The organism is Yoonia sp. SS1-5, assembly GCF_038443705.2.
GTDB classification, from domain to species: domain Bacteria; phylum Pseudomonadota; class Alphaproteobacteria; order Rhodobacterales; family Rhodobacteraceae; genus Yoonia; species Yoonia rhodophyticola.
The window spans coordinates 2,951,076-2,970,001 of record NZ_CP151767.2 but is presented as its reverse complement, the minus strand read 5'-3'; the positions used below and the strand labels follow the sequence as shown (position 1 = coordinate 2,970,001).

Sequence of the window (18,926 nt, the reverse complement as noted above, 5' to 3'; positions counted from 1 at the left end):
ACGCGCATGTGGGTGGGTTTTGCGACGCTTGGTTTTCAAAGGCGGCTTGTCCCATTGTGGGCGGTGTGTTTTGCGTGTCTGACGGCACAGCCGCTTGGCGCGCAACAGGTGGTTATTCGCGAAAAAGAGGGTACAGGCGTGATCGCCGGGCGGCTTCTGCCCAGCGATACATCAAGCTTTATGGTGCAGACGACATTGGGCGTTATCCGCATCGCGCGCGAAGACGCGATATGCGAGGGGCTTGCCTGTCCGCAGCTTCCCGACGCGGCACCCATCGACATCGCGCCCGCTATCGCGGACACCGCACCACCCGCTGACCCGATTGATCCGGCGCAAATCCTGACCGATGTGCGCATCGCCGGATCGCGCGTCATGAGCGATGTTCTGATGCCCTTCCTTGTGCAGGGATATGCGGCCCAACAGGGGGCCAGCGCCCCCCGCCGGATCGCATTGGCGGATCAGCGCATGACACTGGTGGTCCAGAACACTGACGAAGCGGCCGAACCGCGCTTTGTCGTCGAGATTGAAGCGACAGATGCAGGTGCGGGCCTCGCATCCCTGCAACGCGGCGATGCGGATCTGGCAATGATGTCCCGACAGCCCACACAGACCGAGGTTGATACCTTCAGGGCAGACGGCCTTGAGAACCTACGCGATCCTGTGCAGAACCACGTGATCGCGTTTGACCGGTTAGAGGTCATCGTCTCGCCGGACAATCCGGTGCAATCACTGGCCCTCTCGGACCTGCAAGACCTGTTATCCGGCAAGATTGCCAACTGGGCCAGCCTTGGCGGGCCGGATGTTCCGGTTGCGGTTTTCGCCCCGAAAGCAGGCGCAGACAGCCAGCTTGCCTTTTCCACGGCACTCATGGGGCCGGCGGGCCTGACATTCGCCCCCGGCGCGGTGGCTGTTGAGACACCAGATGCCGTCGCAAGGGCGATTGCGGCCAATCCCGGCGGTATCGGTGTTGTGCCAACCAGCGCATCGGGACCTGCGACACCGGTGTCACTTACCGGGAATTGCGGGCTGCCCTGGCGGGCGACACCCTTTGCCATCAAAGCGGGCGATGATCCGCTGCGCCGCCCGCTTCGTTTACTGACAAGCAGTCAGACGCCGGGACCGGAGACTCGCGGGCTACTGGATTTCGCCACATCACCCGCCGCTGACATCCTGATCCGGCAAGCGGGCTTTATCGGGCCGCGGATCATTGCAAATCCCGACCCGGCCCCCCTGCCCGCCTTGGATGGCGCCGATCCGGCGCGCGCCGCGCATCTGACGCGAATGCGGGACACACTGGGAGAGGCCGTCAGGCTGTCGACAACATTTCGGTTTGACGGAAACGCGTCCCAGGCCGATATCGCCCGGCTGATCGCCTTCCTCGACCGGCCTGACTACGCAGGGCGGCAGGTCATTCTTGCGGGGTTCAGCGCAGCGCCGGGCGATGTTGACGCGGGCATCGCCGCGTCGCAGGCCGATGCGGATGCAGTCCGGGCCGCGATTGTTCTGCAGCAGGCCGCTGACACGGCGGATCGCGACAGGTTCACTGCGATCGGCTTTGGTCCTTTATGGCCAATCGCCTGTTCCGACACGCCCGGGGCCGATACCCGCAACCGACGGGTCGAGGTGTGGGTGCGCTAGACACCCCCAACCTCAATAGTCGCGTTCGAAAAACACGCCGATGCTGGTATCGCCCTCGTTATCGACCGTCCCCTTGGCCGTGATTTCATCGGTGATATCAAGGTTCAGATTAATCTCGGTCCCGCCCTCGCTGGTCACAGTCACATCGGTGTAGACGTTTTCGGACAGGTATTTGCCCGCACGCAGGGCGGTTTCGCCCTCTTCATTGGTGGTGACGTCAAAATCATCCAGCCCGATATTGCGGCGCAGCCGGTCGACGGCACCACCGCCCCGACCCGCCAATGTCGCCACGGCAGAGGCCAGCTGCACAGCCTGCAATGGACTGATGCTGTCAAGGTCGCGACCGAATATCAGCTGGGACAACACCTCGTCCTGCGGCAGCTCGGGGGTCGATTCAAACCGGACCTCGGGTTCGCTGGCGGGGCCTTCGACGATGATATTGATCGTGGTGCCTGTGCTGCTTTCCGTTGTGGCCACAAGACGGATGAAGGGTTCAAAATCCCCCTGCAGGGATGCGTTGCCCTCGGTCAATTCAAATCGCTGCTGCAGGATATCAATGCGGCCACGCAAAAGATCAAACCGACCAACCGGAATGACATTGCGCGAGGTGCCGCCAATCGACAGCCGACCGCCCAGTTCGGCATCCAGCCCACGGCCCCGCACAAAGATCCGGGATGGTGCATCAATCACGATATCAAGCGGAAAGCTTGGGCCCGGGCCACGGCTAGCATCCGCCGCAGGTTTGCCCTGACCATTCAACCCGGCCCGCTGCAGGGTTTGCTGCACAGCGGCGGATTGGCCAATGTGAATGACATCGGGAAGGTCACCCAATGTGCTGACACTTGAGGATGGCACCCGGATATCAGTTTGGCCAAGTTCCAGCCGGCCCACCACACGCGCCCCGTTTTGCAGCGGCCCCCGCAAGGTGATTGTCCCCCCGATAGAGCTTGAATACAGCTCCGGGTCGCGTAACCGCACATCACGCAATGTGGTTGTGATATCCGCGGTATTGGGTGGCAAAAGCCCCACCGGCCCGACAATGGTGACACCGCCGCCGGCCTCGACATTTGCGCGCAGGTTCACATCGGCCCTGTTGCCGCCCAGCGTAATTTGCCCGCCAATATCCGTCAGCGCCTGCGACAATGTAGGTGCCGCCAGACGACCCTCGGTGAATGTTACCCGCCCTCCAAGCGAACTGATCGCAGGTGGCCCGTTCACGTTCAGGTCGAAATTGGCCGTACCACTTAATCTGCGGGGTTCAATCGCCTTATTGGCCAGCGCCAGCGGCGCGCTGCCGTCGATATCCAGATCAAGCCGCCCGCCTTGCCCAACCTGTCCGCGTATCTGGGCGTTCAACCCGCCAGGACCGGTCCCGTTGGCATCCACGCCCCAGCTGCCATTGTCATTCAGGGACGCGCTGCCGCGGGCGCGGACCGGGCCGCTGATCTGATCGGTCAGAAGACCAACATCGCGCAGGCTTGCGTTAAAACGGCCTGTGCCCGTACCACCCGCGCCGTTGAGCGCGCCAACAATCGAGAATTGCGGTGTCGAAACCTCTAGCGTGCTGACCGATAGGACATCGTCCTGCAAGGCCAAGCTGGTATTCACCCGCCCGGTGCCGCGCAACAGAACATCAACGGTCGGGTTGCCAATACCCAGGTTCTGGCTTTGCAAACTGACCCGCGCGTCAAAGGCCGACAGATCGGCCTGCGCTGACCCGCTGAGTGTTGCGTCAACGCTGCCCGATACCGGCTGCCCGATCAGGGCGCGATAGGCTGACAGATCTGCCAGTGATGCGGTCAGATCACCGCTGATTTCATTGCTGGGGCGGGCCACAACCGCATCAAGGTCGATATCCGCGCCCAGCCCATCTGCGGCTAGTGTAATGGCAATGTCGCTGCCATCCGCCGGTCTGGCCTGCACCATCGCGTTGATCGGGCCGCTGAGGCTGGGATCAATCAGGCCTGCATCGGCGATCTGCAGGTCCAGATTGCCGCTTGTGGGCCCGTCCAGCCGCACCGCCGCGTCCCCGGTTGCGCGCAATGCGGGGGTCACGACCGACATATCCGACAGCAAGTAAGTGTCGCTTGTCGGTCGGGCAATCGCTGCACTGATTTCGCCTTCACCACGCAGAAACGGATCAAGTCGGGTGATGCCGGTGACGATATCGGTGGTCTGCGCCGCCACATCCAGGTCAAATCGCAGCCCGTCGGTCAAAACGACGCCACCGATTTCCAGCATCGCCGACCCGGACAAAGGACGCTGCGCAATGGTGGCATAGCGGGTCAGGTCGGACACATCCGCCACAACATTCGCGTTCATCGTCTGGCCGGTTTCAGCGGGGTTCACCGTGCCATTGGCCACCAACGTAACCGCCGGCCCATTGCCGGTCAGCGTAAAGTCAATGACGCCGTCGGGGGCTGCAAGCACATTGCCAACCGCCGAGGCCGGTCCATCCAACCCCTGCACCAAAAGACCAACATTGTTAAGGCGGGCCGCAAAATTGGCATCACTGCCATCGCTGGTCAGGTCAGCCTCTGCGTTGATTTCAGCGGCATTCGTCCGAATGCGCAGCATTTCCAGCCGGGTCCCTTCCGCGTCGCGGACGGCGCGTGCCGCGATCGTTCCGCGCCCGGCAAGCACGGCATCAGCCTGCGAAATCCCAACGCGCAGATCATTCGTCTGCCCATCAAGGACAATATCAAACAGCCCCTCTAGCGGGGTTAGTGTCGCGCGCAGGGCCAGATCGGCACCGCCACCCAGTTCCTGACCGATCAGGGTCGAGAACCGGTCAATCGCCGCCACCTGCAGACTTGCGTTGGCCTGGGTCCGCAGCCCGGCACCCGGCCCTTCGATCACCGCATCTGCGGCGATATCAATGCCCGCGCCTGACAGGGTGAGGCTGCTGATGCGGGTCGGCTCGCCCTCGGTCCGCTCCGCTGCAAACATCCCGCTGACTGTGTCGCCCAGCGCCTCGGCAGCCCCCGCATCGGCAAGCTGCAGACCGCGCGCGCCGTAGTTCAGCCGCGCTGTCACAAACCCGGTTGCATCGCCTTCGCCGGGGCGCAGGATGCCGCCGCCTTCCAGCGACAGCACGTCAATGGCAAGACCCGGCCGCTCGAATTCCGCAATGTCGATCTCAGCACGCCAGTCATCCGACACGGCCGCATCATAATTGATCGCCAGACCAACCCCGGTCACGTAGGTTTCCGGCCCCGACAACGGCAAGAGGACCGGATCGCCATCGGCCGAGATCCCGCCAGTCAATTCGATCAGTTCCGGCCAGCCCTGCGCACCGATCTTGACCGCACCAGCCAGGTTCAGACGCTGGGATGTCAGATCAAGGTCCGAGACATCAACACGCCCATCATCAGTCAACTGCGCTTGCGCGAACAGGCGGGCATTATTGCCAAAAAACGCGCCATAAGCCGGATCGAACAAGGGCGAGATATCGCCCCCGATATCCAGCCGCACCTGACGTCCCGCATCATCACTTGTCAGCGCAAATTCACCATTCAACCGGTCCGTCCCGTCAGTCGCGATGGCAAGTGTGGCCTGATACTGATCCAGCGGTGCGGTGCCTTCAATTTGCAGCCCGATGGCCGGTCTGCCGGGCAGATCAAGGATGCGGGCCGCAATGCCGTCTGCGCCTTCTTCAAGGTTCAGCGCCAGACCAAGCACCTTGGTTTCATTGACATAGCTGCCGTCTACTTCAAAAATGCCGCGCTTGCCGCCCAGCCGTTCGGCGACGACATTGGCGCTCCCTTCGCCGCCACTTAACGCGGCGGTTCCTTTCAGGCTGAGCGCGACTTCCTCACCAAGGAACGTCTCGCCCAGCACAATTTCTGCCACTTCAAGTGTCTCAAGGCTGATGCTGACGGGCAACTCGGGCAGGGAAAACGGGGCAGCCTCTGGGCTGGGTCCGGTGTCTTCTGCGATGGGTGCGCGCGCCACGACGATACGGCCCGCGCTGATTTCCTTGATGTCGATGGCGCCGCGCAGCAGGGCGCTGCGGTTCCAGCTGAGCACGATATCCTCAAGGGTCAGCCAAACCCCGTCTTCATCCGCGACTGTCAGAACGTCAATTGTTGCCTCGGAACTCAAGGCACCGGCAAATCCGATGATGTTCACCTCGCGGCTGACACCAGACAGGTTATCCTCAATCAATGATGCGATATATCCCTTGTCTTCCTCTTCCTGCGGTTGGGCAACCGCAAGGACCGGCAGAAGAACAAGGATGATGATCCCAAAAAAATGTCTCAAAACGCTTGTCCAATCCCGATATAGACTTGCACTGACCCACCCGCATCATCGCCACTGGCTGGCGTGCCGATATCCAGACGTATCGGGCCGATGCCGGTATTATAACGAATGCCAAGACCTGCCCCGGCATGGGATGCGCCATCTTCGAGCGGCGTTGCGGTTTCCCCAACATAGCCGGTGTCATAAAAACCCACCACAGACAGGTTTTCGTTCAGGCCAAATCGCGCCTCTAGCTGCGCGCCCGCAAAGGAGAGGCCCCCGGTGCGGATTGTCTCACCCCCGTCGACCCGGTCCACCCCCAGCGATTGGTAGGTCTGGCCGCGCACTGTTCCGCCGCCACCGGAATAAAACAGAAAGTCTGCTGGTGCCTGATCCAGATCGGCACCCAGAACGCTGCCGACCTGCGCCCGCGCGGCAAGCGTCAGACGCTCACCAAAAGTGCGGTAGGCGCGCGCATCCACAAAGACCCGACCGCCTGCGAATGACCCATCAAGGCTGACAAACGGGGTAGCGGTTGTATCAAGATAGTAGCCAGCAGAGGGGTTCGCCGCCTCATCGCGCCGATCCAGTGTTGCCTTCAGCGGCAATGTCAAAAGGGTATAACCACGCTCGCCAACTTCGCTTGTCTCGCGGGCGCGCAACAGGCCCACCCCGGCCTCTACCGTCAGATCATCGCTGAGAATGCGGCTGAACCCGGTTTCAATCGAGATTTTGTCCAGCAGGAATGTCGGTTCGTCGTCGCGGGAAATCTCGCTGCGGATGAAGAAATCAGTGTCGGCCCCAAAGGTGGCAGGCCGCGTGAAATTGGCCCGCAAGGCATAATCCACACCGCCGGTTTCGCCACCAATACCGGATACTTCACCGCCAACGCGGAACCGCTCTGCACCACCCAGAAGATTACGATGCAGCCAGAAGGACGACACCGTCAGCCCCTCAATCGACGACAGTTCAAGGCCAAAGCCAAAGCGCCGCGGTTTGCTTTCGACAAGTTGCGCATTGATATCCAGGGTATCGCCCGGCCCAATCTCTGCCGCCTCAGAAAAGGCGACGCTGTCAAATGTGCCCGTGCGCCGCAAACGGCGTTCCGCGCGGGTCAGTTCCTCGGGCGAAAACACCTCACCCGTTGGCAGGCCCGCGATCTGGCGGATGCGGTTGGTGCGCACATCCTCATTGCCGGAAATATTCAGATTGCCAAAGGTCAGACGCGGCCCCGGATTGACCCCAACATTCACATTCAACCGGCTTTCGTCATGCTGTGCCGTCACCCGTTGATCCGTGACGCGTGCCTTGGCATGACCCACATCGCGCCAGCCCCCGATCGCGGCGGACACCGCGCGCCTGATTTCGTCTGCTTCGGCCGCTTCGCCTGTGGCAAAGCTGTCTGGTATCGCCGTCGCGGGCGCGACTGGTTCAATGTTTGTCTGGCCAAAGCGAAAGCGCGGGCCGGGATCAACCGTGATGACCACCTCGTTAATCGCGCCAGGTGCTGCAAGCGGTGAAAGCGCCGCAGCTTCTGTCCCGTTTACCGTGATCGACACCGTCCCGCCGTAAAACCCTTCGGCGTAAAGGGCGGTCAGCAGCCGTCTGTAATCAGCACGGGCGGCAGCCACATAGTCCTGCGGATCCGCGTCATCATCAAGCTGGCGCAGAAGGGACGCGTCGTCCAACGCATCGCGGGCGGCATCAGTCTTGAGCCGGACTTCCTGACTGATTGCCGTTGTTGATCCGGCCAATATGGCCGCAAACACAAATATTCGTCTCAGCAATGCCCACCCTTTCACACGTGCCACTGTTTACAATGCGGCCGCCCCGCAATGGTTCCATGTCGCCAACGGCCTGCCTAGTCGTTTTCGGACTATGTGGCTATGCCAGATCACGATAGTCTGATTTGCATGAAAGACCACCTGCCAGTCAGTCCCCCCCTTTGCGGCGCCCGGATACAGTGATGCGCTTGCGGCGTATGGGGGCTGCATTTCCAACGCGGCTGTCTTTTTTGCGCAGCCTGCTGCGGGCGCTGGCGGCGGAAAACGTGCGGGTGGAACGGCCCGTCTGGCACATTGATACTGCCGGATTTGGGCATGCGGTCTATAGCCTGCGCTTTGGGGGGCATGACTATTCATTGATCGCCGTTTCCAATGATTTACCCGATGCGATGCGCACTGATCGGGTGATCGCCACCCGTTGGGACACCGCCTATGTGCTCTATGACGGCATTCCTGACGCGGATGAAGTCGCGCGCATCGTGCGTGATGCCCCCCTGCAAGAGGCCGCGCGCTTTACCCCGCGTGACATCGTGCTGAGCCGCGCAAACAAATCGGTGCGCCTGTTTAACCATGTGGTCGAGGCCTTGCGCAGCGGTCAACAGCCGGATCCCGCGCGCGTCCAGCAAACCGGCTACCTGATGCGCACAACAGCCGTCTACGGAAACGGCAAATTCGGCATCGCTGATCGTGGGCATATCGCGGACAGGCCGGGTCTGGGCGGGCCGTTCATGGCCGAGATGCTGACAGTCTGGTTGATCCGCGGATTTACCCATGACCTTGTGGAACATATCGGCGGTCGCAAGCTTGACCCGGCAATCAAGCGGCATCTGGGGATCGGCAATGCCACTGGTCTTGGTATGGCGCCTTTCCTGGTAAATCACCCGCTTCTTCTGGATGCGTGGATGCAGGCGCGCGAGACAGCCATCGCGCGCATCCGCGCAATCCGCCAGCTTCAGACAGCTGATATTGAAAAGATCTACGCGCTGACAGCCCGCGCCGCCCAGCACTTGGCAGAATGGCAGGTTGCCGACGAGGTTGCGGCCACGCGTCTATCCGTACTGCGACAGGAATGGCAGCATTTCGCCGCCACACTGACGCCAGAGATGTTGTTGTCGAACCGGCCGGTGGATCAGATTATCCTCGATAGCGTGCGCTATTCCATTGATACGCAGGAACTGATTGTGGCCATGTTGCTGGAACCGTTCGGCCCATTGGTCGATCCGCTGACCCATTGCATGGCGACCCCGTTCCTGCCGCAGCTGGACCCGTCAATGTCATGCGAAAGCCTGCGGGCGGCGATTTCCGCTGATTGGGACTGGGCCTGCGCAATTGACTTTGAGGCCCCCGAGGCCTGCGCGCAATTCTGGTACGTTTCCGAAGAAAAGCTGGAACCCCGGCTAGGCCAAAGGCATCACGAAAACGGGGCAGATCAGGAAACCCCGCTCGATATCGCCCGGCAGGTCAAGGCATTGGCGCAGGATCTGACCGGCGCATCCGGCGAGGTGGCCGGTTTTCTTGCGCTGTTTCCACAACACAGGGCCGCGGCGCGCCGGGTGCAAAGCCTGATCAATCATCCCTATGCCGAAATCCGCGATAATCTGATTGCGGCCGATTGCCTGCCTGTCGACATCCTGCGCTGCAAGCTTGCCTTTTTCGGGGCGGCGAAATTCGACCCAAAATCGGATCGCTGGACCCGGATCACCCTCGCACAAGGCGCCCCCTGCTTTGACGAGTTGGACAATGCCGATGATTGGTGGCTTCCGGTGGCCGGGCTATGATGCGATCCCTCAACGAGGTGACTGCGCTTGTGTTAAAGGCCGGGCTGGGTGCCGGGTTGCCCGTGGGCCAGGCCGAGGATCTTGCCCGCACGGCAAGTCATCTGGTCACCCAAAACGGCGACCTTCGGGTCATACTGGATGCAATCAGCGAACCAAACGCCCCCATTGATGTGGCCTGGGGCGGCGACAAACTGGCGGTCAAGGCAGGCAACGCGGCGATGACGGCCCCCATCGTCAAAGACGGTTTCGCAACGGGCGTCACCAAGGCGCGTCTGGCGCAAACATCGCATGCACCCCTTGTTCTTGCCATGCTGGCTGCAGCCGGCCTTGATGCCCGCGCCGATGGGCCCTTGATCACGAGAACCGGCAACATACCAGCCAAACCTGGCAACGGCCCTGTAGAGATCGCGGACGAGGTCTGGGACGCGCTGCAGGTCTTCGCCGCGCGCACCTATGTCAAGGCCAGCGACGCATCACGCGCTGCGGGTGCGGGGGCGGGGCTGACGGATAACGACTAGAAACGGGTGCCCTCTGTGGTGAAAGGCGCATCTGGATAACGCACACCGGCAAGATACAAGCCCATCGGCGGGCTGACCGGGCCGCAGGCCGCACGGTCCTTGGCGGCGAGGGCTGCGGCCACATCATCGGGGCGCCAAGCCCCAGCGCCGACCCGTTCCAGCGTGCCAACAAAGCTGCGGACCTGATTGTGCAGGAATGATCTGGCCCGCACGTAAAACCGGTATTCCACCCCGATATCGCGGGGCACGACAGATATCTGCAACGCATCCAGCGACTTGATCGGGCTTTTGGCCTGACAGATCGAGGACCGAAATGTCGTGAAATCATGCTTGCCGATCAGGTGATCCGCGCCCGCCTGCATGGCCTCGGCATCCAATGGATGATTCACCCGCCACATCTGACCCGCCTCGGTCGTCAGCGGTGCCCGGCGCGCAATCAGCCGAAAAACATAGCGGCGTTCGGTGGCGTCGAACCGCGCATGCCAGTCATAAGCCACCCGGCTGCAGGCCAGAACGGCAACAGGGGCCGGTTTCAGGTGATAATTCAACGCCTCCGACAGTCGGAAAGGATCCCAGTCTTTCGCAAGATCGCAATGGCATACCTGCCCTGTTGCATGCACGCCCGCATCCGTCCGGCCAGCCGCCGCGATCGTGTGGTCACCCGGCTCCAGCTTGCCCAATGCGGTTTCGATTGCGCCTTGGACCGAAGGCTGATCAGCCTGTCGTTGCCAGCCCGAAAAAGGGCCACCGTGATATTCAACAAGAAGCGCGTAACGAGGCATCCGTTTCGATTAGGGGCCTTGCTGCGCAAAATCAATCCCTACACAAGTGCGGCGACCGCCCCTATCTTGTGGCGAAAGCAAAAAGGGGCCGTCATTGGTTATCGCAACTCTTGCCGATCAGATCACGCGCGGTGTCGACAGCGTGGCTGATGTATTGACAGCCCCCTTTGCGGACCCGGTGATCCGACTGGGCGTGACGGGGTTGTCCCGCGCGGGCAAGACGGTGTTCATCACCTCGCTTGTTGCCAATCTGATGGATCGGGGGCGGATGCCGCAGCTGACCGCTGCCGCAAACGGGGCGATCCGCACGGCCTATCTGCAGCCCCAACCAAATGACACAGTCCCGCGCTTTGCCTTTGAGGCGCATCTGAGCCAGCTGACCGCGCCCGCGCCAAGCTGGCCGGAAGGCACAAGCCAGACCAGCGAGTTGCGCCTGTCCTTGCGTGTGCAGCCCAGCGGCCTGCTGTCCGGTCTGTCCGGGCCGCGCACGGTGCATATTGATATCGTGGATTATCCCGGTGAATGGCTGCTGGATCTGGGGCTGCTCGACCAAACCTACGAAGATTGGTCTGCCGCATCACTGGACCGCGCGGCTGGCCGCCCGCAGGGCGACGCCTACCTCGCGAAACTGGCCGCGGCGGACGGCGCCGCGCCACTTGACGAGCCGACTGCTCAAGGACTGGCGCAGCAATTCACCGCCCATCTGCGCGCATCGCGCGAGGCCGGTTTCTCTGACTGTTCTCCGGGGCGTTTCCTGTTACCCGGCGATCTGGCTGGATCGCCGGTCTTGACCTTTGCACCATTGCCACCGGGCAATTACGGCCGCAGGTCGTTGGGTCGCGAGTTTGCCCGGCGGTTCGATAGCTACAAGCGCAATGTAATCAAGCCTTTTTTCTATGACCATTTCGCCAAGATTGATCGCCAGATCGTTCTTGTCGATGTGCTTGGGGCCATCCACGCGGGGCCTGCTGCACTGGATGATCTGCGCGGCGCAATGGCGCGGATCCTCGGGGCGTTCCGGCCGGGGCGAAATGCGTTCCTGACCCGCATCTTTCAAGGCCGGCAGGTCGAACGCATCCTGTTCGCCGCCACCAAGGCAGACCACCTGCATCATACCCAACATCCGCAACTGACCGCGATCACGCAGGCCCTTTTGCGCGAGGCACAGGATCGCGCGGATTTCGCAGGTGCGCAGACCAGCGCGATGTCGATTGCGGCACTCAGAACAACGGTCGAGGATACTATCGACCATCCGGACGGACCGCTGGATGTTGTGCGCGGGCGTCTTTTGGAAAGTGGCAAGCAAGCCGCATTCTATCCCGGCAAGCTCCCGCAAGACCCGTCGCATCTGCTGGCCCCGGCCCGCGACGGGGCAGAGAACTGGCTGGATGCCGACTATAGCGTGATGAATTTTGCGCCTGCGCCGCTGACAATGCGCCCAGGCGACGGCCCGCCACATATCCGGCTGGACAAGGCGGCACAGTTTTTGTTGGGCGACCGGCTATGATCATACGCCCAGCCACCAGCGCCGATGGGGATGCAATGGCCCGGATCGTGGGTGACTGGCGCCCCGAACTAGACGGGATGCCTGTTCTGCATACAGCAGAGGAAGATCGCTGGTTTTTCGGCGAGGTTATCAAAACGCAGGATGTGCTGGTCGGGGCAAGCGGCATTGGGGTCGAAGGCTTCATCGCCCGCGACGACCAGTTGATTACGCAGCTTTATTTGCAGAAATCGGCCCGTCGCAAGGGTCTTGGATCGCAATTGCTGAACAAGATGAAGGCCCGCGCCGATGCACTGGCGCTATGGTGCTTTCAGGCCAACCTGCCAGCGCGCAATTTCTATGAAAAACATGGATTTGTAGCGGCAGAAAAAACCGACGGGCACGGCAATGAAGAGCATCTGCCGGATATCTACTATACATGGAAGGCCACGACATGAGCCGGGGACCCGTTCTGATCGAACTTGACGATGACGCGGTGGCACAACCCCATGTCGCGCCCGCGGTGCCTGATCTGGTTGCACCACAGGGTGCGGCGATGCAGCAGGTTGCGGCCATTGCGGCCCGCCGCCCGTCGCGCCTTGCCAAATGGTTCTGGTCGCTGGCCGTTGCGCTGGTTGGGTTTGTGGTGTCGCTGGCCGCATGGGACTATGTGAACGGGTTGCTGGCCCGCTCGCCTGTTCTGGGCGGCATCGCCACGGTTCTGATCGGGCTGATCCTTTTGCTGTTGGTTATCGGGGCTTTGCGTGAGCTGGCCGCATTTGGCAGATTGCGCAAACTCGACACTATCCAGAAACAGGCGGCAGAGGCGCTGGAAACAGGCCATCTTGCTGACGCCAAGAACGTGGTCGGCAAGCTCGACAGGCTCTACCGTGACCGGGAAGATACCGCATGGGGCCGGGCAGAGTTGCGTGACAGGCAGACCGATGTGCTGGACGCTGACGGATTGCTGGGACTGGCAGAAACAAGCCTGATGGCCCCGCTGGACGCGCGCGCCACCCGCGAGGTTGAGGCCGCAGCCCGTCAGGTGGCCACAGTCACGGCCATCGTCCCGCTTGCGCTGGCGGATGTATTTACCGCGCTGACCGCCAATCTGCGGATGATCCGACGCATTGCCGAAATCTATGGCGGCAGGGCCGGTACACTGGGAAGCTGGCGCCTTACCCGCACGGTCCTGACCCATCTGGTCGCCACAGGCGCAGTTGCGATTGGGGATGATCTGATCGGGTCGGTCGCTGGTGGCGGGGTCTTGTCGAAAGTCTCGCGCCGGTTTGGTGAGGGGGTCGTGAATGGGGCGCTGACGGCCCGCGTCGGGATAGCGGCGATTGAGGTCTGCCGCCCGCTGCCATTTCACGTCGCGAAAAGGCCGTCTGTCACGGCACTTGTCCGCCGCGCGCTCACCGGTCTTTTCGGGCAGGGTTAAGCCTACCAGAACCGCGGCGCCGGACCGGCAGGAATAGGGCCAATCGACATCAAACCGCCCTGAAAGGTCACCGGCAGATCAAGGCTGCCATCCGGCCCAACCATGCTGCCCGCCAAAATGGTCAATGTGGGCGCGGCACCCTGATCCATCAGACCCGCATCGACCATCAGCGTGATCAGCTTTTGCCATTGTCCTGTGCGCAACGTAACCCGCCCCTGGGGTGTTCCGGTTGCGTCAAAATCCAAGGTCCCGTCCAGCTTTAGTATCAAATCGCCCCAGTTCAACGTGCCGGACTTTACGGTGATCTGTTCAGGATATGGCAAGGTGCCACCATCCGTTGCGAAATGCCGGTCCAACGGCCTGTCCAGCGATACGGATCCATCAACAACGACGCTGTCGATCACATCGCTAAGGGTTGCCTGATCGGCAATCTGTGCAAGCAGACCCGGCGGCAAAGCCACCTCCTGAAGATCAACATAGACATCATAGGCCTGCGGGGCGTCACCTGCTGCGCGCACAGCACCCAGCAGGTTGGCAACCCGTATATCGAGGCCCAAATCCGAAACAGCACGTATAGCGCCACCCTCAATGGTCAGATTTTGCAGTGGCAGGTCAGGATTAGGACGGACAGCCGCACTTGCCCGCAAACCGTCGCTGGAAAGTAAGATGTCCTGCTGTCCCCAACGCAAACTATGGTCAGGGGGCAGGACCGCGATGACCTTATGCGGCTGATAGCTCAGCGCAAAAAGCTGGACAAAAGGCCCACGCCACGCCCAACGGGCATCCGGTGATGCCACGGCGATATCCTGCACTGTTGTATCAAAGCGGGACGGAAACCCGATTGTGTTCAGCGACGCATAGTCAATCTGCCAACCCTGACTTTGGGCATTTTCAATCGCACCCCGGGCGCCCTGTTCCACCGCGCGCGCGCCGAAAAACCAATAGCCGCTATACAGCACGGCCAAGGCAACAACCAAAAATGTCAGGCGCTTCATTGCGTACTCCGCATATTCAGACGAGCCGGGTGTAGCGCCTCGAAATGCCAAGTGCCAGCGTCAGCGGGATCAGGGCGGGATGTCGCCCAGCCCGCATCCCACTAGATCGCTTAGACGCCGGTATGTTTCAGGTGAATACGCACGTGAAGCCCCTTGAACATGTCCGAAACACTCAACTGGATTTTTCCGCCATAGGCATGTGCAAGATCTGACGCAATCGCCAGCCCAAGGCCCGTGCCGGGCTTGGATGTATCCAGCCGCTGGCCGCTGAGCGTCGCACTGCCGTAGTCATCCTCGGGGATGCCATCACCGTCATCTTCGACACATATGTCAACAAAATCGCCGACTTCCCGCGCCGAGAGGTGGATCATGCTGTGGGACCATTTCAACGCATTGTCCAAAAGATTGCCAATGATCTCGTCAAAATCACTTGAATCCATCCGGACCCGCAGACCGGGCGGAATATCGGTTGTCAGTATCTTTCCGTCATTGCGCGCCATGGCGGCAAAGGCGCGGGTAAAGCGGCCCAACGATGTATCAAGATCGGTAAAGGTGTGCATCGCAGCATTCCCACCATCGGCGCGCATCCGGGCAAAGGACCGTTTCAGCTGCGCATCCAGCCGGTCGAGCGCGTCAATAGATTGCTGAACAGGTTGCCCGGCCGCTTGCATCTTTTCCAGCTCATTGCGGACGATAGCAGACGGCGTCTTGATCGCATGGGCCAGATCAGCGGATTGTCGGCGCGACCGGTTCACGATCTCGCGGTTGCGTTCGAGCAGCACGTTGATGTCCTTGACCAACGGTGCAACCTCGATGGGGTAGGCCTCTGGATCCAGATCGCCATCTGCCTCCCAGCGGGCCAGGACATCCCGCCGCAAATCGTTCAGGGGGCGCAATGTAGCCGAAGCCTGCAGGAATGCGGCCATGACACCGATGATCGTGATCACGCCAAAGGCCAGCACAAGATTGCTGCGTAACTTGGCACGATCCGCCAACAGGCTTTGTACGGACGACGCCACCTGCACGTGCCAGCGCGACCCGTCATCAAGCGTCACCCATTGGGTGACCGCGCGCATTTGCGCGCCCGTTGGGCCCACATAGTTGCTGATCATCAGCTCACCCGATTCCGGCACAGGCCGGGGCAACAACAGATCGACCAGGGACCGCGATACAAAAAGTGCCCCATCGCCGTTCTCGATCTGCCAGTACTCGCCGGAAAATGGCCGCAGATAGACGGGATCACCAATTGCGGCCGCAATATTTGCCGGCGCATCAAAGTGGTTGCCAACGGCGATGACGGCCTGCGTGTGCCGGTTCAGCAGCAGGTCATCAAATCGCTGCTGTGTCTGGGACTCGAGAAATGAGGCCAGGCCAAACACGCCCAGCAGGATCGAGCAAACCGCCCAGACCACCCCACCCGCGACTGCGCGTGTGCGCAGCGATGTCATGCAGCGACTTTAATCACATATCCGCGCCCGCGCACCGTTTCGATCAAATCAGGGCCCAGTTTCTTGCGCAGCCGGTTTACAAAAACCGCAATCGTGTTCGAGTCCCGGTCACCGTCATATTCATAAATATGGTCGGACAATTCAGTTCGCGAGATGAGGCGATCAGCATTGTGGAAGAGATAGGACAGCACGGCAACTTCCTGTGCCGTCAGGCTTATGGGAATACCATCCAGCGTCACCTGATTGTTTCGGGTATCAAATACCACATCATCCTTGGCAAAAACCGGATTGGTCCGGCCCGACTGACGTCGGATCATCGCCCGTATCCGGGCAGAGAGTTCCGGCATATGGAAAGGCTTGGTCAGGTAGTCGTCTGCCCCGGCATCCAGCCCGTCAACCCGGTCTGACCAACCATCGCGCGCAGTCAGCAAAAGCACCGGCGTTTGAATCTGGCGCGCACGCCAATTTTTCAAGACCGTGATGCCATCACGCTGCGGCAATCCGATATCAAGGACGATAACGTCATAAGGTTCCGTTTCGCCCAGAAACTGGGCTTCGGCGCCGTCGGCAGCCACATCCACGACACGCCCTTCAGATGACAGGACGCTTTTGATTTGCTGTGCGAGGATATGCTCGTCTTCTGCAAGTAGTATTCTCATGGATTGAACCTTAGATCGCACTCATGGCAATTTTTGGGCAACCCCAAACAGGCGCGGCGCTGTTTGTCGGTAAGCCGCCGGCTTGATTATTTTCAAACCTTGCTGCGTCGTCGAAAGCTCAGATCACTTGCCTAGTATCGCCGGCACCCGAGCACGAGCCGGTGTCAAACACACTGGTGTCAATTTGCGCTTCCGCGACCACTACGGTTGCCACTGGACCCACCGTCCTTGTTTCCTGTATCGCCGCTGGACCGGCTGCCCCTATCATTTTTGGCAACATCAGAGTGATCACCGCGGCCATTGTTGCGGCTCAGGGTCGATTTGGTGGAATCGCCATTGCGCAGGCCTGCAGAATTCGTGCTGCTATTGCCGATCGAGCCTACGCGACCACTGTTACCCGACCCCGGCGAACGCGCCAGCTGATCGTTGTTCGCAGCTGTCGAGGACGCTGCCGACGACACCCGGCGTCCCACGCTGGTATCCGGCGCCACGGCATGCCCGGACACGCCATCAACAAGCAGCGCGCCCAAATGACCGTCATCATGGCGGACCAGAACCCGATATGTCAGTGCGCCATCAACATCAAAGCCGCGCACCTCGACCACCCGACCACCGGAAAAATTCTCGACACCATCCACCAGGCGCGACGTCGAAATCGCCCCGAGGGTGGAAACGGCATGACGCAGATCGGATTGCGACATCTCGCGGACGTCGGCAGAACCTATGGTCGGCACCATAAAAGCAGCAAGGCTAAAGAAACGGAGATAACGGCGCATCATTTCCACAATATAAAACACGACAACCATATCGCAAAACACAAAATCAGTGAAAGCGCTGCTTAATTATCAGAATGACCCGACAGCGACGTCACTTGTGTACGCGTATTTAGCCGATCAACGATTTCATCGACCTGCGGAAAGCGATTGTTCGACGAAGTTCGGGTGTTTTCATTGCGTTCTTTGGTGGCCTCTTCGTTATGAGACCGGTCGGTTTTTGAGAATTTCTGGTAGAGTGCCAACAGGCGGGAAGTTGCGCTTTGGTCGATCAATACGCCGTCTTTTGTAGGGATATGTTCGATAAACATACAGGTCGCTCCTTTGTCCCAGTCCTCGCGTCACCCCACAGACGTTAAGAAATCATGAATTCCGATATGAGGCCCGTTATATTAACATGCCCGAAACGGGCTGTTCATTTTGGGTTCATTTTTTGCAAACCCGTCTTTTTTTCCCTTATTTGCACGGCAATCCTTGCCAAATACCAACATACTTCATTGAAAGTAGACATAAAATTTAGTTTTGCATTATGATAACACAGTTTCGAATTAATTTATTTGACCTTGGGTCAGCTAACAACTAGGCAGTTTTTCGCCTACTCAACTTACTACTTAAGGTTGTTTTTCGGTAGTCCGAGCTCCGAATCACGCGATCAGTCTGGGCGCCGCGCTGGCATCCCCACGACACCCCCATCGCCAACGAGAGCCCCATCAAAATTCGGCAATTCCGCTACCCAATGTGCGTTCTGACACAGACCGGGCCGGCCCCCGCAGCGCATGTTGCTTTTGTCATCTTTGTGTTGCGATGCAGCATATATTTTTCTTGGAGGGTTTATGGAGCCTTTGGTTGGTCAAATCACGATGTTCGGGGGCAATTTTGCTCCCCGTGGTTGGGCCTTTTGCGACGGCCAGCTGCTTGCCATCGCGGAAAACGAAGCCCTGTTCGCCATTCTTGGGACAACCTACGGGGGCGACGGTCGCAAGACATTTGCCCTTCCCGACCTGCGCGGTCGCGCGCCGGTCCATGCCGGGCATGGCGCGGGGCTGACGCCCCGCAAGATCGGGCAGAAATTCGGCGAGGAAGGTGTTGCGCTGACCTCGGCCCAGCTGCCCGAACACAGCCATGAAATGTTCGTGTCAGAGGCCGCCCCAGACCCATCTGGTGACACCGGGGACGCCTTTGGCCGCGCCAATATCTACGTCAACGCGGCCGATCCGGCCACAGCGCCAAGTGTGGCACTTAACAGCAAGACCATCGGTCAGACGGGCGGAAGTGCGCCCCATGACAATGTGCAACCGTCGTTGTGCATTAACTACATCATTGCATTGCAAGGTACGTTCCCGTCCCGGAACTGACTTTGCATAGGAAGGGTAACAAGTACCGGC

General features: G+C 60.3%; 15 protein-coding genes. 7 read left to right on the top strand and 8 right to left on the bottom strand.

Going from position 1 to position 18,926, the window contains the following annotated elements:
- Nucleotides 1-6 precede the first annotated feature (6 nt).
- The gene (locus tag AABB31_RS16060) at nt 7-1,638 is read left to right on the top strand and encodes a substrate-binding domain-containing protein (protein ID WP_373635003.1); all 1,632 of its coding nucleotides are present in this window, start codon (nt 7-9) and stop codon (nt 1,636-1,638) included.
- Between the two features lie 12 nt (nt 1,639-1,650).
- Here AABB31_RS16060 and AABB31_RS16055 read toward each other — a convergent pair whose 3' ends face one another.
- Complete coding sequence (locus AABB31_RS16055; RefSeq protein WP_373635002.1) at nt 1,651-5,901, bottom strand: translocation/assembly module TamB domain-containing protein; 4,251 nt, start codon at nt 5,899-5,901, stop codon at nt 1,651-1,653.
- Nucleotides 5,898-7,667, bottom strand: a complete 1,770-nt coding sequence (locus AABB31_RS16050) for an autotransporter assembly complex family protein (protein ID WP_373635001.1) — start codon at nt 7,665-7,667, stop codon at nt 5,898-5,900. The genes AABB31_RS16055 and AABB31_RS16050 overlap by 4 nt, the downstream gene beginning before the upstream one ends.
- Before the next feature lie 179 nt (nt 7,668-7,846).
- On the opposite strand from AABB31_RS16050, the gene AABB31_RS16045 reads away from it, so the two are divergent.
- Nucleotides 7,847-9,442: a hypothetical protein gene (locus AABB31_RS16045; protein WP_373635000.1), complete on the top strand. Its 1,596-nt coding sequence runs from the start codon at nt 7,847-7,849 to the stop codon at nt 9,440-9,442.
- Complete coding sequence (locus AABB31_RS16040) at nt 9,439-9,960, top strand: DUF3726 domain-containing protein (RefSeq protein ID WP_342077194.1); 522 nt, start codon at nt 9,439-9,441, stop codon at nt 9,958-9,960. The genes AABB31_RS16045 and AABB31_RS16040 overlap by 4 nt, the downstream gene beginning before the upstream one ends.
- On the opposite strand, the gene truA is transcribed toward AABB31_RS16040, so the two are convergent.
- Nucleotides 9,957-10,742, bottom strand: a complete 786-nt coding sequence (truA, locus tag AABB31_RS16035; protein ID WP_342077195.1) for a tRNA pseudouridine(38-40) synthase TruA — start codon at nt 10,740-10,742, stop codon at nt 9,957-9,959. The genes AABB31_RS16040 and truA overlap by 4 nt on opposite strands.
- Before the next feature lie 94 nt (nt 10,743-10,836).
- Here truA and AABB31_RS16030 point away from each other — a divergent pair, with 94 nt between their 5' ends.
- From AABB31_RS16030 to AABB31_RS16020, 3 genes are read left to right on the top strand one after another with little or no spacing between them, the layout of a single operon-like run.
- Nucleotides 10,837-12,249, top strand: coding sequence for a YcjX family protein (locus tag AABB31_RS16030; RefSeq protein WP_342077196.1), 1,413 nt, complete (start codon nt 10,837-10,839; stop codon nt 12,247-12,249).
- On the top strand, nt 12,246-12,683 hold the full coding sequence (locus AABB31_RS16025; protein WP_342077197.1) for a GNAT family N-acetyltransferase: 438 nt from the start codon (nt 12,246-12,248) through the stop codon (nt 12,681-12,683). The genes AABB31_RS16030 and AABB31_RS16025 overlap by 4 nt, the downstream gene beginning before the upstream one ends.
- The gene (locus AABB31_RS16020; protein WP_342077198.1) at nt 12,680-13,666 is read left to right on the top strand and encodes a TIGR01620 family protein; all 987 of its coding nucleotides are present in this window, start codon (nt 12,680-12,682) and stop codon (nt 13,664-13,666) included. Before AABB31_RS16025 ends, AABB31_RS16020 begins: the two co-directional genes overlap by 4 nt.
- Nucleotides 13,667-13,668: 2 nt before the next feature.
- On the opposite strand, the gene AABB31_RS16015 is transcribed toward AABB31_RS16020, so the two are convergent.
- The 5 genes from AABB31_RS16015 to AABB31_RS15995 all read right to left on the bottom strand — a co-directional run bounded on the left by AABB31_RS16015 (nt 13,669) and on the right by AABB31_RS15995 (nt 17,852).
- Nucleotides 13,669-14,661: a DUF2125 domain-containing protein gene (locus tag AABB31_RS16015; RefSeq protein ID WP_342077199.1), complete on the bottom strand. Its 993-nt coding sequence runs from the start codon at nt 14,659-14,661 to the stop codon at nt 13,669-13,671.
- A gap of 110 nt (nt 14,662-14,771) precedes the next feature.
- Nucleotides 14,772-16,109: an ATP-binding protein gene (locus AABB31_RS16010; protein ID WP_373634998.1), complete on the bottom strand. Its 1,338-nt coding sequence runs from the start codon at nt 16,107-16,109 to the stop codon at nt 14,772-14,774.
- On the bottom strand, nt 16,106-16,768 hold the full coding sequence (locus tag AABB31_RS16005) for a response regulator transcription factor (protein ID WP_342077202.1): 663 nt from the start codon (nt 16,766-16,768) through the stop codon (nt 16,106-16,108). Before AABB31_RS16005 ends, AABB31_RS16010 begins: the two co-directional genes overlap by 4 nt.
- 179 nt (nt 16,769-16,947) lie before the next feature.
- Nucleotides 16,948-17,547, bottom strand: a complete 600-nt coding sequence (locus AABB31_RS16000) for a hypothetical protein (RefSeq protein WP_342077203.1) — start codon at nt 17,545-17,547, stop codon at nt 16,948-16,950.
- 59 nt (nt 17,548-17,606) lie between these two features.
- Nucleotides 17,607-17,852, bottom strand: a complete 246-nt coding sequence (locus AABB31_RS15995; RefSeq protein WP_342077204.1) for a hypothetical protein — start codon at nt 17,850-17,852, stop codon at nt 17,607-17,609.
- A gap of 522 nt (nt 17,853-18,374) precedes the next feature.
- Between AABB31_RS15995 and AABB31_RS15990 the strand changes: the two genes are divergently transcribed.
- Complete coding sequence (locus AABB31_RS15990; protein WP_342077205.1) at nt 18,375-18,896, top strand: tail fiber protein; 522 nt, start codon at nt 18,375-18,377, stop codon at nt 18,894-18,896.
- The last annotated feature ends 30 nt before the right edge of the window (nt 18,897-18,926 follow it).

Coding starts and splice junctions, on each gene's coding strand:
- AABB31_RS16060 (WP_373635003.1), top strand. CDS start 7: ATGTGGGTGGGTTTTGCGACGCTTGGTTTTCAAAGGCGGCTTGTCCCA.
- AABB31_RS16045 (WP_373635000.1), top strand. CDS start 7,847: ATGCGCTTGCGGCGTATGGGGGCTGCATTTCCAACGCGGCTGTCTTTT.
- AABB31_RS16040 (WP_342077194.1), top strand. CDS start 9,439: ATGATGCGATCCCTCAACGAGGTGACTGCGCTTGTGTTAAAGGCCGGG.
- truA (WP_342077195.1), bottom strand. CDS start 10,742: ATGCCTCGTTACGCGCTTCTTGTTGAATATCACGGTGGCCCTTTTTCG.
- AABB31_RS16025 (WP_342077197.1), top strand. CDS start 12,246: ATGATCATACGCCCAGCCACCAGCGCCGATGGGGATGCAATGGCCCGG.
- AABB31_RS16020 (WP_342077198.1), top strand. CDS start 12,680: ATGAGCCGGGGACCCGTTCTGATCGAACTTGACGATGACGCGGTGGCA.
- AABB31_RS16015 (WP_342077199.1), bottom strand. CDS start 14,661: ATGAAGCGCCTGACATTTTTGGTTGTTGCCTTGGCCGTGCTGTATAGC.
- AABB31_RS16010 (WP_373634998.1), bottom strand. CDS start 16,109: ATGACATCGCTGCGCACACGCGCAGTCGCGGGTGGGGTGGTCTGGGCG.
- AABB31_RS16005 (WP_342077202.1), bottom strand. CDS start 16,768: ATGAGAATACTACTTGCAGAAGACGAGCATATCCTCGCACAGCAAATC.
- AABB31_RS16000 (WP_342077203.1), bottom strand. CDS start 17,547: ATGATGCGCCGTTATCTCCGTTTCTTTAGCCTTGCTGCTTTTATGGTG.
- AABB31_RS15995 (WP_342077204.1), bottom strand. CDS start 17,852: ATGTTTATCGAACATATCCCTACAAAAGACGGCGTATTGATCGACCAA.
- AABB31_RS15990 (WP_342077205.1), top strand. CDS start 18,375: ATGGAGCCTTTGGTTGGTCAAATCACGATGTTCGGGGGCAATTTTGCT.